Raw genomic sequence first — 17,034 nt, 5'->3', positions numbered from 1 at the left:
ACGGTGTATGGGATTTTTTTATATTTACTATAAAAAGAAAGCTGATGAAAAATATTTTAATCCTTGCAGGACTTGCATTATTTATGGTTGCTTGCGGATCTCAAAAAACGGTTGCCGTTGCTTCGACAACTGCTGAATCTGCAAAAACAGTTGCATTGACTCCTGAATTAGAAGCGGGTAAAAACATGTACGAGAACAATTGTGCAAAATGCCACAAATTGTACGATCCGAAGAAATTTACAAAAGAAGAATGGGCTCCGATTTTGGTAAGAATGGGAAAAAAAGCGAAATTAGACGAAACTCAGCTTGCGTCTGTTACAGATTACATTCATTCACAATTATAGTTTGTAATTAGAAAAAAGCATAAAAAAACTGTTCGATTGAACAGTTTTTTATTTTCAAATAGATATAAAAAAAACACCGTCAAAAAATGAGGTGTTTAAAAAGTTAGGAATGCGAAACAGCCGAATTGTCTACAGCTATTACTTTTAAAGTCTTTATTCCAGCCGGCAGTTCCCAATCTACTTCGTCGTTTTCCTTAAAACCAATAATAGCCACGCTAAGAGGTGCTAGAATTGAAATTTTAGATTGTTTGATGTCAGCAGAAGAAGGCAAAACAATTTGAATTTTCATTTGTTTGTTCGCTTTTACATCTTCAATTGTTACTATAGAATTGATTCGGATTACAGAACTGTCCAATTCGCTTTCTTTACTGATTATAGCGCGGTCTAATTCCTGCGAAAGCTGATTAGCTTCTTTAGTATTTGTTGAATTTTTGCTTTTTAAAATCAATTCTCTTAAAAATTGATAATCTGATTTACAGAATGTGGGTGTTGGTTTCATATCTATATTGAATTTATTGTTATACTATTTAAATAATTTTTTCTTCTTATTAGGATTTATAAACAAATACATTATTGTCTTTAAAAAAGACAATAATAAAAAATGCTTAAATTGGAAAAAAACAAAAAAATATCTGACCAAAATTGATTTTGTCAAATAAAGAAATGTTTAAGCTTGATGTAAATCCTCCGTCAAAAAAGAAGAAAATTGAAGTAGACGGAGGCCTAATTAATAAAGGCCTTATTATGTGAAATAATTACAGCATCAAGCGGTTTTGCAAAACAAAACGACTTTCTAGAGGCTGTAAATGGTATTTTATTTCCCATAAGGATGATTAAATTGATTTGCAAAGATAGAGAATCTTTTTGGATTTAGTGCGTATTTACTTCCATTTTATGCCACAGCCTAAACTTGGTTTTTGCGGTTCTTTTAAACTTCTGTTGTAAATTAAGGCATCTATAGCGCCTCTTAAATCGCTTCCGCTAAGAGGAATTCCGTTCCCAGGTCTCGAGTCGTCCAACTGTCCGCGATAAAATAGACGGTTTTGATTATCAAACAAATAAAAGTCCGGAGTGCACGCTGCCTGATAAGCTTTTGCCGTTTCCTGACTTTCGTCGTACAGATACGGGAAATCGATTCTGTTCTCCAACGCAAATTCGGTCATTAATTCTGGAGAATCCTGTGGATATTTTACAACATCGTTGCTCGAAATAGCAATTACTCCAATTCCCATAACCCGATAATCATTGGCAATCATAACAACTTCCTGAATAACATGATGTACAAACGGACAATGATTGCAGATAAATAGTACCAAAGTTCCTTTAGATCCTTTCAAATCTTCAAATGAGAAAGTATCGTTGGAATTGGTATCTTTTAAATAAAAATCGGGAGCAATTGTGCCTAAAGGAAGCATTGTCGATTCTGTACGTGCCATTTTATTTTGAATTTGATTTTCAAAAATAGCTTTAAAAATCTGTAAATAAAAGCGCACAAGAATAAAAAAATACCCAAAGAAGCAGTTAGCTTTTCGAGCTTGCTCTTTGGATACTTTTCTTTATTTTCTAAGAATTTAAAAATTGTAATAAATCCTCGTTTAATTTTTCTCTATCCGTATAAAATAAACCATGCGGAGCACCTTCATAAACAATGAAATTGTTGTTTCTGATCCCCTCAGCTGCTTTTTTTGAAGTTAAATCCATTGAAACTACTTTGTCGTCATCTCCGTGAATGATTAAAGTTGGAACATTTATAGAACTCAACTCGTCTCTAAAATCAGTTGTGTTTAGAGAGGCTGCGCATTGTAATGTTGCTCTAGGTGAAGCTGCAGAGCATAAATTTCTATAATATTCTAATAGAGGGTTGCTTACAGGCTTATTGATGATGTTTACACCAAAAAATATTTTGCCAAAATTGTCCAAAAATCCAATTCTGTCTTCTTTTATGGATGTAGCTGTATTTTCGCTTTTTTCTGCTGGTCTTCCATCTGGATTGTCTTCTGTTTTTAATAGAAATGGAATAATTGATGAAATTAAAGCAGCTTTTGCGATACCTTTTCCATGATGTCTGCTGAAGTAACGAACCACTTCGCCGCCACCCATTGAAAAACCAACCAAAGTGGCTTCTTCTAATTGAAGCTGTTCAATAATTTCACTTAAATCGTCTGTAAGAGTGTCAAAGTCATATCCATCCCAAGGTTGAGACGATTTTCCAAAACCTCTTCTGTCGTAAGCAATAACTCTATAGTTATTCTGGACTAAAAACTCAATTTGATATTCCCACATTTCATTAGATAAAGGCCAGCCGTGAATTAAAATCACGGGTTTTCCTTTGCCATAATCTCTAACATAAAGACGAACATTTTGGGCAGTTTCTATATATTTATCTGTATTGTGTTGTTTTACATCAAATTCGTAATCTCTAAAAGAAGGATTGGCATTCATCAAGCTATTTTCCATTTTCTATCTTTTTAATGTTAGTTTTTCTCCATATTCTGTAAAATTAGAGTTGAATGCAAAAAAAAGATTATAGAATTAATCCAGATCATTACAAAATTAATAGGTTTGTAAATCTAACAGAATTATAAAAATGGATTTAACCTGGAACGAATTTGAGCGCACAGACATGCGCGTGGGAACTATTTTAGAAGTCAATGATTTTCCTGAGGCTAGAAAGCCAGCCTATCAATTAACAATAGATTTTGGTTCAGAAATCGGAATTCGAAAGTCATCGGCACAAATTACAAAACGATATCAAAAAGAAGATTTAATCAATAGACAAATTGTGGCGGTTGTCAATTTTCCTAGAAAACAAATCGGAAAATTTATGAGTGAATGTCTTGTTTTAGGCGCAGTAGGAGAGGAAGGAGATGTAATTTTATTAGCTCCGGATTTTAAAATACCAAATGGATTGCGCATAGGTTAGTGTTCAGTCGCAGTCTCGGTTTACAGTTTTCAACTGAGACTGAACACTGAGACTGAACACTGAGACTGCGACTGAATACTAAGAAATCTTCTCAATTAATTTCTGTAAAATCTCCTGTCCTTCTTCCCAATATTTTAAATCAGAATCAGAGTTGATGTGTCCTTGCTGACCGATATTAACGAAATCACTTCCCCATTGTTCTGCAAAGTATTTTTTTCTTTCGAAAGAAGCATAAGGATCATTTTCACTTGCCACAACTACAGACGGAAAAGGTAATTTATAAAGTGGAATCGGAGCGAAGTTTCTTGTACATTCCGGTGTGTGTTGAGGTGAGTCTACATCTGCGGGAGCAACCAAAAAAGCGCCAATAATATTCGGATTATTATATTTTTCTGCCCAATGTAAAACCAATGAAACAGCCAGACTATGCGCTACTAGAATGGTTGGTTGGTCTAGTTTTAAAATGTTCTCGTTTAAGCGTGCAAGCCATTCTTCTAGAATAGGCTCGTCCCAATTGTCTTGTACAACGCGAATTGAGTTTTCGAATTTCTGATGCCAAAAGGTCTGCCAGTGTTTTTCTCCAGAATCGCCAAGTCCTGGTATAATTAAAAGTTGTGTCTCCATTGCCGTGGAATTTTATTTAGTGATTATTTTTTAAGTTCTTTCAGAATTCGGTTTACTTCATTTACTAATAGCGGAAAAGCAGGTTCTGTCATACCATGTCCGTAACCATCCAATTCGTAAAGTTTGGTTTCTTTATGTCCGTTCAGTTTCATCATTCTTGCCATGTAAGCGTTTTCTTCATAACGTCCCAGCATTTCTAATTCACGATCTCCAGTGATTAATAACAAAGGTGGAGCATCGCCGCGAACATGGAATAAAGGAGCAAAAGCATCAATTGTAGGCTGTTTTTCTGGAATTCCGTTTTCTCTTCGAATTTCAAAATGCGTAATGCATTGTCCGCTAAACGGAATAAGTCCCGCAATTTGATTGGCATCGATATTTTCTTTTTGAAGCCATTTTTTATCCAAACCTATCATCATGGCTAAATATCCTCCTGCAGAATGTCCAGAAACAAAAATAGAAGATTTGTCGCCGCCATAGCTTGCAATATTGTTAAAAGCCCAGGCAACTGCTGCGGCTGCGTCTTCAATTGCTTTTGCGGCTTTTGCTTTTGGAGATAATCTGTAGTTTACACCAATAATAGCAAAACCTTTATTTTTTAAAGCTTCAGGAATTTCTTTGTTGCCACCAGTCAATCCACCGCCGTGAAACCAAATAATGGTTGCGAAATCCTTTTTGTTTTTAGGGTAATAAATATCGAGTACACATCTTTCGTTGATGTACATATCTGATTTATTTACAGACGCACTATAATATTGAATGTTGTTTTTCGTTTCATATTCTATATTCTGTGCAGAAAGAGAAATTGCAAAGAAGAAGAAACTTAAAAGAATGATTAATTTTTTCATTTAATTGAAGTTGAGAGTTATTTGTTAAGAGTTATGGGTTGGCAAAAGAACAACGATATAACGTTTAACTTTTAACCTATAACATCTAACTTTTAAGAAAACTAAATATATAAAAAAAGTCCAAAATGCTGAACAATTTGGACTCTTACTTTATGTAAAGTTTTATTTTGAATTAAATATCATCAAAATCAATATCTGTAAAACTAGATCTTGGAGATTCAGATTTATCTGAACTGTATTCTTTTTTGAAATCTTTTTGATGTCTTTCAGAAATTACTTCTTCGCCTTTGTGGTTCAAAACATAAGAAGTCATTTCCTCTAATATTTCCGCGAAAGCACTAAAATCTTCTTTGTATAAGTAAATTTTGTGTTTTTTGAAGTGAAATGAACCATCTTCCTCAGTAAACTTTTTGCTTTCGGTAATAGTAATATAGTAATCATCGGCTTTGGTAGCTCTCACATCAAAGAAATAAGTTCTTCTTCCTGCTCGTAATACTTTAGAAAAAATCTCTTCTTTTTCTAACATGTCATTTTCTCTCATAATACGTTCTATCATTTTTGGAATTAATAGTACTCAAAAATCATAAAAAATTATCTATTACGCAACAATTAAAGTAATTCTTTTTCCGAAAGTTGTTTTAAATATAACGATGCATAATATCCCTCCTGATTTATTAATTGATTATGAGAACCTTGTTGAATAATCTTACCATCTTCAAGTATAATAATTTTGTCTGCATTTTTAGCAGATGATACTCTATGACTCACAATTATGGTTGTTTTGTCTTTCGAAATCTCAAACAAATTGTTCAAAATCATTTCTTCGGTTTCGGTATCAACAGCAGACAAGCAATCGTCAAAAAGCAGTATTGCAGGATTCTTAATAATTGCTCTTGCAATCGAAACACGCTGTTTCTGACCGCCTGAAAGTGTAATTCCTCTTTCTCCTAAAATGGTGTCATACTGTTTGTTAAAGGCAATAATGTTATCGTGAACCACTGCATTTTTAGCTGCTTCAAATACTTCTTCGTCAGTTGCATTCTGGTTTCCGAATTTAATATTATTTTTAATAGTATCCGAAAATAAGAAAGCGTCCTGAGGTACAATTCCGATATTGTTTCGAAGATCGTTTAGGTTTAAAGCGCTGATTTCGTTTTCGTCAATTTTCACTTCTCCTTCAGTAACGTCGTACAATCTGGAAATCAAAGAAAGTATTGTCGATTTTCCAGAACCAGTTTTTCCTAAAATGGCGAGAGTTTCCCCTTTTTTAACGGTAAAAGAAACATTTTTTAAAGCTTCAATATTAGTGTCTTTATAAGTAAAAGAAACATTATTGAAATTGATTGTACCTTGAATGTCTGATGTATTTTCGTTGTTGTTTTTGATTTCCGGCTCGATTTTCAAAAATTCATTTAAGCGTTTTTGAGAAGCTTCTGCTTCCTGAACCATAGAAGAAACCCATCCTAAAGAAGCAACCGGCCAGGTCAGCATATTTACATATAAAATAAACTCAGCAATAGTTCCGATATTTGGAATACTTCCGTTGATGTACATAACACCTCCAAAATAAATCACCACCAGATTACTGATCCCGATAAGGGCAATCATTAAAGGGCCAAATAAAGATTGAACTCTTGCTAGGCTTAAGCTCTTGCGTTTGCTTTCTTCGGCAAGATCAACCATATTATTCTGATGCTGATTTTCTAAAGAATACGCTTTGATCACACGAATTCCTGAGAATATTTCCTGAGTAAAACTCGAAACTTTAGAAAGGTACTGCTGAAAAGTAGTGCTTCGTTTATTGATTTCTGAACTTAGTTTGAAAATGCAGTAAGAAAGAATCGGCAACGGTAATATGGTATATAAGGTAAGAAGAGGCGATACATTATACATATATAATATAACAATCGCAAAACGGATAGCGGTATTAATAGTGTACATAACTGCTGGTCCAACATACATGCGGACTTTTGAAACGTCTTCGCTGATTCGGTTCATTAAATCTCCCGTCCGATTCTGTTTGTAAAAAGTCTGAGAAAGATTTTCGTATTGTCTGAAAACTTCATTTTTCAAATCAAATTCAATGTGACGAGACATTACAATTAAGGTCTGACGCATCAGAAAGGTTAGAAACCCCGCTACAATTGTGGTGCCGATGATTAATAATACATTGTGAATTAAATCCTGACGATAAGCTGCAATGACAATTTCTGATTTTTGATCTGCAATTGGAAGTTTGTCAAAATTCTCAATAGCGTTTAAAGACTTACTGATAAGTTTTGGAGTGTATAATGAAAATATTTGTGCGATTATAGTGGTTAAAATTCCAAGCGAAAAACTGTATTTATACTTGATGAAATATTTGTTTAAATAGCTTAATTCTTTCATTTTTTTAAGAAATCTGATATTGAATTGATTTGAATTTAAGAATTATTGTTAAATAAAATTATAATAATTTGCGATTTAATCAAAACAATTATATTGTAATATTGTTATTTTAAAGATAAAAAATTAGCACATATGTATTTTTTAATTATGTTTGGCTTGTATTTTTAACGAATTCATAATTTTAACCTAATTAATACTAGCGCTATGGATGCAACTTTCGCAACTGGAAAGGAACTTCAAAAAATGGATCCTGTTTTTGGTCAATTATCTTTTGACGATCACGAACAAATTGTATTTTGCAATGACAAAGATACAGGTTTAAAAGCAATTATTGGTATTCATAATTCGGTTATGGGGCCAGCTTTGGGAGGAACCAGAATGTGGAATTATAACACAGAATGGGAAGCTTTAAACGATGTTTTACGTCTTTCTAGAGGTATGACGTTTAAATCTGCCATTACTGGACTTAATATTGGCGGAGGTAAAGCCGTAATTATTGGTGATGCTAAAACACAAAAAACACCTCAATTAATGCGTAAGTTTGGTGAATTCGTTCATTCACTAAGCGGCAGATATATCACAGCAGAAGATGTCGGAATGGAAACGAAAGACATGGATACTGTAAGAGATGTTACGCCTTATGTTACTGGAATTTCTGAAGAAAGAGGTGGTTCTGGAAATCCTTCGCCAGTTACGGCTTACGGAGTTTATTTAGGTATGAAAGCGGCTGCTAAAAGTCAGTTTGGAACGGATGTTTTAGAGGGTAAAAAAGTTTTGGTACAAGGAATTGGACACGTAGGAGAAACTTTGGTTGATTATTTAACTAAAGAAGGAGCGCAGGTAACCATTACTGATATCAATGAAGAAAAATTGTATCAGGTTGCTTCAAAATACAATGCAACAATCTACACTGGAGAAGATTTGTATACTGCAGATGTTGATATCTATGCTCCTTGCGCAATGGGAGCAACAATCAACGATAATACAGTAAACAAAATTAAAGCTAAAGTTATTGCTGGTGCTGCAAACAATCAGTTAGCAGATGAAAATGTTCACGGTGCGATTTTACAGGAAAGAGGAATTTTATATGCTCCTGATTTCTTAATCAACGCAGGTGGAATTATCAATGTTTATGCTGAATTGGCAAACTACGGTAAAGCTGAAATCATGAGCAAAACGGAAAATATCTATAACACAACTTTAGAAATTATAGATTTTGCTGCTAAAAATAATATGACAACTCATAAAGCGGCGCTTACGATTGCTCAAAATCGTATCGATCAAAGAAGAATTGAGAACGCGGCTAAGTAATTTTTTATAGTTTACAGTCTCAGTCCCAGTTTTCAGTCTTTTCTGGAAACTGGGATTTTTTTAGTTTTCAGTCGCAGTCTCAGTTTTCATTTTTTTGTTAACTGAATACCGAGACTGAGACTGAATACTGAATACTTTTTTACAAATTAATTTTAAAATACGCATCTAAAGTTATACTTTTGCAGACTAATTTTTAAATGTTCTTACGAGGTGGTAAATAGAAGACACATACGCGTTAAAGTAATGCAATCCATTTATGCAATGCATCAAAGCGGTTCTGATAATATGGAAAAAGAAGAGAAATTTCTTTTTTACAGTATTGATAATATTCAGGACTTATATCTTATAATGCTTTCTTCATTGATAGAAATTTGTAAAAAAGAAGCCGTTTATTTACATCTGTCAAGTAAAAAACATCTTGCTACAGCTGCAGAACGTAATCCAAATGAAAAATTTGTAAAGAATAAAATTTTTCAACTTCTTGCCGAAAGCAATTCTCTTAGTATCGCTTTAGAAAATCGTAAAATCAACAATTGGTCATTAAACGACGATTATATTATTTTACTTTTAAATGATGTAAAAGCAAGCGATATCTACAAAAAATACATGACGAATAATGTCAATACGTTTGAAGAAGACAGACAATTTATCATTGATTTGTTTGAAAATGTTATTGTTCCGAATGAAAAACTATATGAATATTTAGAAGATGATAAATTAACATGGGTTGATGATATTCCTGTTGTAAATACTCATATCGTTAAACAGTTGAAAGCGATTAAAACGGAAGACCCAGACGATTTTAGAGTTCCAAAATTGTATAAAGATGTTGAGGATAAAGATTTTGCTAAAGATCTGTTTAGAAGAACTGTTTTGAATGAAACGGCTTTTGCAAAAGAATACGAAGATAAAACACCAAACTGGGACAGCGATCGTATTGCAGAAATCGATACTATTATCCTGAAAATGGCGATTTGTGAGTTTATGAAATTCCCATCGATTCCAGTAAAAGTAACTCTTAACGAATATTTAGAAATTGCAAAAGAGTATTCTACTCCAAAAAGCAGTATTTTTATCAACGGAATTTTAGATAATCTGGTAAAAGAGCTTACAGCTAATAAAAAGATGCTGAAAACTGGAAGAGGATTAATGTAAAAGTGAAGAAATTCCAATTTTAGAAAAGACAAATTCCAAAAAATATTAATTATAAATCAAAAACAAATTTAAATTATGGGACAATTATCTCAATTTGCGCCATTTCTTTTAATGTTCGTGGTTCTTTACTTCTTTATGATCAGACCACAACAAAAGAGAGCAAAAAACGAAAAAGAATTTGAAAGCAACCTTAAAGTAGGTGATAAGATAGTTACAAAAAGCGGTTTCCACGGTAAAATTGCTGAATTAGCAGAAACTACAGTTGTAATTGAAACAATGTCAGGAAAATTAAAATTAGAGCGTTCTGCTATTTCTTTAGAATTGAGTGCTGCTTTGAATAAGAAAGCATAAATTTTAAAAATTACAATATTTTAAATCCCAAATTCCAAAAAAGGAGTTTGGGATTTTTTTTGTACTCTTTTTTGTCATTTCGAACGAAGAGAGAAATCACACTAGAATTTCCACAAGTAGCTCTGCAAAGATTTTCTATTTATTAAAACATAGCTAACCGTTTCAACTATAAGATATAGCTTCAATTTTTTTTTATCGCAAAGAGCGCAAAGATGTACGCAAAGCACGCCAAGATATTTTTAAGAATGCAAAGTTCTCAAAGCTCACTGTTGAGAAAGCTTTGCTTTTTTTCTTAGATTCTATTTTAGCGTATAGTTTGTCATTCTTGACAAACTGTGTGAATTAGTGCTTTGCAGTGGGTTTTGTCTGAGATGAAAAAAGAAAAACCTTTGTGAAAGTTTTTCAACTTTGACTAAGGTTTCGTCTAGTATAGATTGGAATTTGGAATTTAAAATATTGGGATTTTTACTACCTGTATTTATCATTCAATCCAACATTAGCCAAAATCATCGGAATAACTTTCTCAATTCTTGCGAGTTTTGTTTTTTCCTGTTTAGCCGATTCAATATATTCTAAAAACTCATATTGTTTGTAAGGTTTGAAATTCTCAAAAGCTTCTTTTAGAGCTGGATTTTGTTCCATTTCTATATTTAGTAATTCTGAAATGATGGCTTCTTTTTTGGAAGGTTTGATGATTTTTCCCTGCTTTTCGATTTCAATGGCTTCTAGAATATATTCAAGAACTTCTTTTTCGTTTACTTCTTCTTTTGAAGTAAAACGCCATTGACGCATTGATTTTGTTTTATCTTCCTGAGCATTAATGAGTCTTTTTTTTTCATCTTTCAGAAAGACACCATTTAAAAACCAAATCGCAAAATAATTTTTGAAACCTCCAATTCCGATAACATTTTTCTTGTTGTAAACATAAATTGGACCTCCCCATTTTATGGTTTCGACCAGTTCGGTTTTATCAATAATAGATTTGAGGAAAAGAAGTTCTTCTTCCCATTGATTGACTTTGTCCCAAACGTGTTTTTTATCAGAATCTGTTTCCACTTTATCTTTTTCTTTTGGTTTTTTCAGGTGCGTCGAAAATCCCGGGAATAGCAGTTAGTTCAGCAATCTTTACAATTACTTCAGTTGCTTTCTGAATGCTTTCTGCCGGTACATATTCGTATTTTCCATGGAAATTATGTCCGCCCGCAAAAATGTTCGGACAAGGCAATCCCATAAAAGATAATTGAGAGCCATCAGTTCCGCCGCGTATAGGTTTGATGATTGGTTTGATGTTTAGTTCTCTCATTGCTTTTTCGGCAATATCCACAATATGTTTTACAGGAAGAACCTTTTCTTTCATATTATAGTACTGATCTTTTACAACAGCAGTTACAATATCTTCGCCAAATTTCTTTGCGAATTTTTTATTGAATTGTTTTGTGATTTTATGAATCAGCTCTTTTCGTTTTTCGAATTTCTTTTTGTTATGATCACGAATAATCAATTCCAAAACGGTTTCTTCGATATTTCCTTTAATATGATGTATGTGGAAAAAACCTTCGTAGCCTTTAGTTTCCTGCGGAGTTTCTCCTTTCGGAAGTTCATTGATAAACTCGTTTGCCAAAAGCATCGAATTGATCATTTTTCCTTTGGCATAACCTGGATGAACACTTTTTCCTTTGAAAGTGATTTTGGCTCCTGCAGCATTAAAGTTTTCATATTCTAATTCGCCAATCTGACTTCCATCCATGGTATAAGCCCATTGCGCTCCAAACTTTTCTACATCAAAATGATGTGCCCCGCGTCCGATTTCTTCATCTGGAGTAAATCCGATTCTGATTTTTCCATGTTTAATTTCTGGATGCTGTATTAGATATTCCATTGCTGAGACAATCTCTGTAATTCCAGCTTTATCATCGGCACCCAATAGTGTTGTTCCGTCAGTTGTGATGATGGTTTGTCCTTTATATTGCAATAAATCTTTGAAGTAATTTGGAGATAAAACTATATTTTTCTCGGCGTTTAGAACTATATCTTTTCCGTCGTAATTTTCAACGATTTGTGGTTTTACATTTGCTCCACTGAAATCTGGTGAAGTATCAAAATGAGAAACAAAACCAATTGTTGGAACTTCATGATCTACATTGCTTGGAAGCGTCGCCATGATATAGGCTTTATCATCTATAGTTACTTCTTCCAGTCCGATTGCCTTTAATTCTTCAACTAATTTATTGGCAAGATTCCATTGTTTCTGAGTACTTGGTATTGTTTGAGAATTTGGATCTGATTCAGTATCAATTGTTACATAACTGATAAAACGATCTATGATATGTTGCATTTTTTTGAATTTTTAGCAAATATAGAAAAAATATTCTGCTGTGAAATTTAGCATTAATGATCTGATTAAATAAAAAAGAGGCAGTCTCAAAGGTGGAAGGTACGCTAAAAAACACTACCATAAACCCCAGAGGGATGCAATATTTCTAGAATTTCAATAAGAAAATGAAAAAAAGCTCCAGAGGAGCGACATATTTTTTGCAATCTATACTATATGTCGCTCCTCTGGAGCTTTATATTGGAAACGTTTACCGTTTTCTATAAATGTGCCGCTTCTCCGAAGCTTGCAAAAAAGGAGCTGTTGGCCGCTTTCAATTATTGTTTTGTTGTTATATACTTTTTACACATCTAAAGCCAACATGATTTGCTGCAGATCTGATTTCTCCTTTTCCTCTGGTTCCCACCATATAACGAGTGCAATATTGATCAGTACATAAAAAAGAACCGCCTCTGTGCACACGTTTTATTTCTGTTGGATCACTTGGATCATAATAAGCATCAGGGCCTTTTGGATTTTTAACTGTTTTGCCAGTTTCAGCTAATGATTTATAATAATCTACGCTGTACCAGTCGTTGACCCATTCCCATACATTTCCAGCCATATCATACAAACCGTAGGCATTTGGAGCAAATTGTGCGGTAGGAGCAATTCCTTTAAAGCCATCCTCGCCAGTATCGCCGTCTTTTATAGGAAAGTGGCCTTGATAAATGTTAGCCTGAAATTTTCCATTAGGTTTTAACGAATTTCCCCAAGCGTAAAGATTTCCGGTTTTACCTCCACGAGCTGCAAATTCCCATTCTGCTTCAGTTGGAAGTCTCTTTCCTGCCCATTTTGCGTAAGCAGCTGCATCTTCATATACCACATGTACCACAGGATATTTTTCTTTTCCTTTAATAGTGCTCTGCGGACCTTCAGGATGTCTCCAGTCTGCACCCGGCTCATAACGCCACCATTGCAGGAAATTATTCAAATTAACAGCAGCTGGAGTGGGAGTAAAGACAACCGAGCCTGTAACTAAATCTTCCTCACTTGCCGTTGGGAATTCCTCTTTAGTTGGTTTTTGTTCTGCAACGGTTATATAACCAGTAGCTTTTACAAATTTTTCGAATTCTTCGTTCGTAACTTCGGTTTTATCCATATAATAACCATCAACATAAACACGATGAATTGGAGCCGCATCTTTTGTCACGCCTTTAATACTGCATAAACTTTCGTCTTCAACATTGCTTCCCATAGAGAATTCGCCACCTGGAATCCAAACCATTCCTTCTGGTGTTTTTCCAGATGGTTTGTTTTTGTTTTCGATTGTGGGCTTAAATACAGATGGTTCTGAAGTATTTGGAGTTTCGTGACATTCTGCCGTTTCTGCAATTTCTTTTTTAGGTACAATTAGTTTAGTGTAACCGTAAGCTAACGAAATAATAGAAATCGTCAGTATAGCAAAAATCCAAAAAGTTTTATTTTTCATGGTTGATAATTTTGATCTGATATAATGGTTGTCAAATAGATGAGGTAAAATTATAAAAATAACTTTTAATAGTATAGTAATTTTATAGAATTAATAAATATTACTTGTCTTTCTCAACAAGAACAACTTCGTATTTGTTTTTTCCATCTATTTGAACAGGCTGATAATATGTTTCTCCAAATTTGATATATTTAACATCTCCTATGGTAACTTCTTCACCGCCTTCTGGTAAGCTTTCTACAATTGTACCCGCAGTTGGAGCAACTACAGTATACTTTTCACCATCTTTTTCATAGTAAGTACCACCGTAGTAATAATTATTTACTGTTCCAGTATTTACAGTTTGCGCTCCGCTGGGAATGTTGTTTACAGTTCCTCCGACAGGTGCAGGTACTGCCGTATAGCCTCCGTTTGATGGAGCATACCAGACTCCTTGATCATAATGATATTGAGTGCTTTCTACACTAACTACAATTGCTGTTACGGCTAATGTAGCAACGAAAAAACCCCAAGGATGCCATACAGGCCCCCAGTAATAAGGTCTGTACGGATGATAATAATAAGGATGATAGCCATAATACCTATAACCGCCATATACGTATGGGGGACGAGTATAAACAACTGTATTTCTTCTTACGACTGTATTGCGATTATTGTTGATTGTGATATCTCTGCTTCGGTCTACATTTCTAGTATTACCGCTTATGTTGGTATTTCTGTTACCTGTTCTATTATTGTTGTTTCTATTGGCAGATGTTGCAGGTCTTGCTGTTTTGTTATTAGAATTAGCAGGTCTTGTAACTTTATTGTTGGAATTGGCAGGACGCTGTATGCTACCACTATTAGAACCTGGTCTTGTAGTTTGCGCGGGTCTTGTTGTCTGAGCAGGACGTGTTGTTTGAGCAGGTCTAGTATGCGTTGCACCGCCAATATTTCCACCTCTATTGATGCCACCTCCGCCTCCACGATGAGCAGCACCTCCACCTCCTCCGCGACGCTGTGCAAAACTATCTATCGAAATAAGGAAAAATGCCCCAATCAGACACATAAGCGCTGTTTTTTTTATTGTTTTAGATATGTTTTTCATTTTCAATGATTTAAGTGAATTAAAGTTATGAAAAAAAATGTCTCGTTTTTTGAAATAGGTCAAAAGTTTTATCTCGCTTTTTTTATTTTAAAGTGAAATATCCCATTGTATTCTAAAACGCCAGCCTTGTTCCAGTGGTAATGTTTTGTCTTGGAAACTGAAGTAACTAACTTCGGAAGTAAGTTTGTTTTTGTGACCATTAAAAAACCAGTTAAATGCCACTGTCGATTCGTCTTGTCTATTTTGTCTTATGGAATAATCTGGCCGGTAAGAGGCATGTCTTCCAGCCATTTCCAAATGTTTGGGCCACCAATGAAACACATTATGAAAAAAGAATCCGGCCTGAACATAATAACCTTTCATTACAGTCATATCATTGTTGTTGTATTTGTCAATTATCTCTTTGGTATGCCATTCGCTTTGCCAAGAAAAACCTTTGTACATAAAAGCCGTTTCTAAATTCCACTGATTGACTCTGTATTGCCCAGGAAGACCATTTTCAAATCCGTCTAGAGAACCTCCTCCAGCTTGAGAGAAACGAGTGTAAGGGCTTCGGTTGGTTATGGCAGAAAAGGCAATAATTGGAGTTGGTTTTTCGTGAAATTCAAGATCACAGCCTTCAAAATCAAGAAATCTTCCTAGGAAATTCCATTGTGCTCTTCCAAAATACATAAGATGATTATCATCATTAGAAGTGCTTCCACGTCCAGTTCCAGTTAAAGCGGCAAACCAATAATTGAAGTCGGCAATACCATTTCCTTTCAAATGACCGTAAACTTCAGCGCCTAATTGTCTGTCAACTGTAAATGGTCTATTAATAAGAGATCGTTCCACCATTTGCTGCTCACCGCTACTAATAAAGCGTTCACGAGTAAACTCGGTTTTCCATTGTCCAACTTTAAAACTCAAAAAGTCCCATTTTTCAATCATAATTCTAAAATCAAGCAAATTGGACTGACTCAATTCATATTCCCAATAATATTTAAGCCAAGGTTCAAAAGCATGACCTCCTATTTTTAATCGAGCGCGATTTATCTTAAAAGTAGTTTTCGCATCCTGACTGTAATCATCGTAAGTGAGGGGATCTGTGTCGTAGGGAGTAGAAAAGCGAAATTGTAAACGGCTTTGGAGTTGAAATAAAAATTTATTGTCTCTAGTTTGTAATTCAATTCCTTTACTTCCATATCGAACATTCATCAGTTTTGTAGTGTCTTTTTCTTGTTGAGATATTCCTCTGCAACTGATAAGAAGTAGTACAAGTAAAAGAAACGCTTTAGTATGAATTGTTTTTTGTGCGTTGGACATAAGTTTATACGATTGTATTTGTAACTTGTTTTATAAATCTATTTTTTTCCAAAGTTTTTTGCAATTCCTAAACCAATTCCCCAGCTGTCATAAGCATTCCATTTAAAGTCATAACTTACTGTGCCGAAAATTTCCCAGCCTTTTGGCAGCTCATAACCATATTCTGTTCCAGCGCGGGTTAAGAAAAAATTTTCTTCTTTGGCAAATTCTCCTCCAAAACCTAAAAGAAAACTCCAGTGTTCATTTGGTTTGTAGATTCCCATCAAGGCAGGAGCAATGGGATAACTTCTTTCAACAGTTTCTTTGTCTTCTCCACTGGCAAGATTTTTTTCCACTTTGAATTTTTCGATAATAAAGTCGGTATGGAGTCCAATTGCCCATTTTTCGCGAAACTGAAAAGTATAATCCAATCCCCAAGCAGGGAGACTTAAAACTTCACGGTTTCCCTCGTCATCACGACCTTCAAACACATGAACATGATTGATGGAAAGTCCGATTTGATGATGTGGGCTAAAACTCTTTTCTTTATTTTCTTGAGCTGTAATGTTTGAATAACCAGATAAAAGGAAAAAAGTGACCAAAAGAAATATTTTTCTAAACCAATTATAAATTCTTCCTGTTGTTTTATTTAGCATAACTTCCAATTTTGAAATGAAAAATAGTCACAAGATGTTTTCTTAAATGTCTCAAAATTAAATAATAAAAAATCCAAAGAAGCTTATTGAAAGCCTTGAAGTGGTTTCATTTTATAATTTGCAACATCAAAAAAGAGCTTTTCTTAAAAATAAATGGAAAATACGATTGCTTTGGCTTTATGAGCTTTTCAATGAATTTGGAAGAATTGAACAAAATCCAAATTATTTGTTTTTCGAAAAAAGCACCTTTTTAAACTATA

General features: G+C 34.1%; 18 protein-coding genes. 5 read left to right on the top strand and 13 right to left on the bottom strand.

Annotated elements, in window-relative coordinates:
• The first annotated feature begins 44 nt into the window (after positions 1-44).
• A complete protein-coding gene (locus BM289_RS17825; protein WP_091496058.1) occupies positions 45-344 on the top strand; it encodes a c-type cytochrome in 300 nt (99 codons plus the stop codon).
• Between the two features lie 103 nt (positions 345-447).
• Here BM289_RS17825 and BM289_RS17820 read toward each other — a convergent pair whose 3' ends face one another.
• The 3 genes from BM289_RS17820 to BM289_RS17810 all read right to left on the bottom strand — a co-directional run bounded on the left by BM289_RS17820 (position 448) and on the right by BM289_RS17810 (position 2,801).
• Positions 448-843, bottom strand: a complete 396-nt coding sequence (locus tag BM289_RS17820) for a GreA/GreB family elongation factor (protein WP_091496056.1) — start codon at positions 841-843, stop codon at positions 448-450.
• A 382-nt stretch (positions 844-1,225) separates the two neighbouring features.
• Positions 1,226-1,780 (bottom strand): thioredoxin family protein, encoded by a 555-nt coding sequence (locus BM289_RS17815; protein WP_091496320.1) that lies wholly within the window; start codon positions 1,778-1,780, stop codon positions 1,226-1,228.
• A 127-nt stretch (positions 1,781-1,907) separates the two neighbouring features.
• Positions 1,908-2,801: an alpha/beta fold hydrolase gene (locus BM289_RS17810; RefSeq protein WP_091496054.1), complete on the bottom strand. Its 894-nt coding sequence runs from the start codon at positions 2,799-2,801 to the stop codon at positions 1,908-1,910.
• Positions 2,802-2,931: 130 nt separating this feature from the next.
• On the opposite strand from BM289_RS17810, the gene BM289_RS17805 reads away from it, so the two are divergent.
• Positions 2,932-3,267: a tRNA-binding protein gene (locus BM289_RS17805; RefSeq protein WP_091496052.1), complete on the top strand. Its 336-nt coding sequence runs from the start codon at positions 2,932-2,934 to the stop codon at positions 3,265-3,267.
• 78 nt (positions 3,268-3,345) lie between these two features.
• Here BM289_RS17805 and BM289_RS17800 read toward each other — a convergent pair whose 3' ends face one another.
• The 4 genes from BM289_RS17800 to BM289_RS17785 all read right to left on the bottom strand — a co-directional run bounded on the left by BM289_RS17800 (position 3,346) and on the right by BM289_RS17785 (position 7,127).
• Positions 3,346-3,891, bottom strand: coding sequence for an RBBP9/YdeN family alpha/beta hydrolase (locus BM289_RS17800; RefSeq protein WP_091496050.1), 546 nt, complete (start codon positions 3,889-3,891; stop codon positions 3,346-3,348).
• Positions 3,892-3,914: 23 nt separating this feature from the next.
• Positions 3,915-4,739: an alpha/beta hydrolase gene (locus tag BM289_RS17795; protein ID WP_091496048.1), complete on the bottom strand. Its 825-nt coding sequence runs from the start codon at positions 4,737-4,739 to the stop codon at positions 3,915-3,917.
• Between the two features lie 172 nt (positions 4,740-4,911).
• Positions 4,912-5,280: a PUR family DNA/RNA-binding protein gene (locus BM289_RS17790; protein ID WP_091496046.1), complete on the bottom strand. Its 369-nt coding sequence runs from the start codon at positions 5,278-5,280 to the stop codon at positions 4,912-4,914.
• 68 nt (positions 5,281-5,348) lie between these two features.
• Positions 5,349-7,127, bottom strand: a complete 1,779-nt coding sequence (locus tag BM289_RS17785; RefSeq protein ID WP_091496045.1) for an ABC transporter ATP-binding protein — start codon at positions 7,125-7,127, stop codon at positions 5,349-5,351.
• A 204-nt stretch (positions 7,128-7,331) separates the two neighbouring features.
• Here BM289_RS17785 and BM289_RS17780 point away from each other — a divergent pair, with 204 nt between their 5' ends.
• From BM289_RS17780 to yajC, 3 genes are all read left to right on the top strand, one after another.
• Entirely contained in the window at positions 7,332-8,438 is a 1,107-nt protein-coding gene (locus BM289_RS17780; protein WP_091496043.1) for a Glu/Leu/Phe/Val family dehydrogenase, read from the top strand.
• Positions 8,439-8,681: 243 nt separating this feature from the next.
• Positions 8,682-9,593 (top strand): transcription antitermination factor NusB, encoded by a 912-nt coding sequence (gene nusB, locus BM289_RS17775; RefSeq protein WP_091496317.1) that lies wholly within the window; start codon positions 8,682-8,684, stop codon positions 9,591-9,593.
• A 75-nt stretch (positions 9,594-9,668) separates the two neighbouring features.
• Positions 9,669-9,944, top strand: coding sequence for a preprotein translocase subunit YajC (yajC, locus tag BM289_RS17770; RefSeq protein WP_091496041.1), 276 nt, complete (start codon positions 9,669-9,671; stop codon positions 9,942-9,944).
• A 468-nt stretch (positions 9,945-10,412) separates the two neighbouring features.
• On the opposite strand, the gene BM289_RS17765 is transcribed toward yajC, so the two are convergent.
• From BM289_RS17765 to BM289_RS17740, 6 genes are all read right to left on the bottom strand, one after another.
• The gene (locus BM289_RS17765) at positions 10,413-11,000 is read right to left on the bottom strand and encodes a YdeI/OmpD-associated family protein (RefSeq protein ID WP_091496039.1); all 588 of its coding nucleotides are present in this window, start codon (positions 10,998-11,000) and stop codon (positions 10,413-10,415) included.
• A gap of 1 nt (position 11,001) precedes the next feature.
• Positions 11,002-12,279, bottom strand: a complete 1,278-nt coding sequence (pepT, locus tag BM289_RS17760; RefSeq protein WP_091496037.1) for a peptidase T — start codon at positions 12,277-12,279, stop codon at positions 11,002-11,004.
• 328 nt (positions 12,280-12,607) lie between these two features.
• Complete coding sequence (locus tag BM289_RS17755) at positions 12,608-13,747, bottom strand: formylglycine-generating enzyme family protein (protein ID WP_091496035.1); 1,140 nt, start codon at positions 13,745-13,747, stop codon at positions 12,608-12,610.
• Between the two features lie 100 nt (positions 13,748-13,847).
• The gene (locus tag BM289_RS17750) at positions 13,848-14,834 is read right to left on the bottom strand and encodes a DUF6515 family protein (protein ID WP_091496033.1); all 987 of its coding nucleotides are present in this window, start codon (positions 14,832-14,834) and stop codon (positions 13,848-13,850) included.
• 87 nt (positions 14,835-14,921) lie between these two features.
• Positions 14,922-16,139, bottom strand: a complete 1,218-nt coding sequence (locus BM289_RS17745) for an OprO/OprP family phosphate-selective porin (protein ID WP_091496031.1) — start codon at positions 16,137-16,139, stop codon at positions 14,922-14,924.
• A gap of 38 nt (positions 16,140-16,177) precedes the next feature.
• Positions 16,178-16,774 carry a hypothetical protein gene (locus tag BM289_RS17740; RefSeq protein WP_091496029.1) on the bottom strand — a complete coding sequence of 199 codons (597 nt, stop codon included), beginning with the start codon at positions 16,772-16,774 and terminating at the stop codon, positions 16,178-16,180.
• Between the last annotated feature and the right edge of the window lie 260 nt (positions 16,775-17,034).

It is taken from the genome of Flavobacterium phragmitis (assembly GCF_900112575.1).
Taxonomy (GTDB): Bacteria; Bacteroidota; Bacteroidia; order Flavobacteriales; family Flavobacteriaceae; genus Flavobacterium; species Flavobacterium phragmitis.
This window is presented reverse-complemented; position numbering and strand designations above follow the sequence as displayed.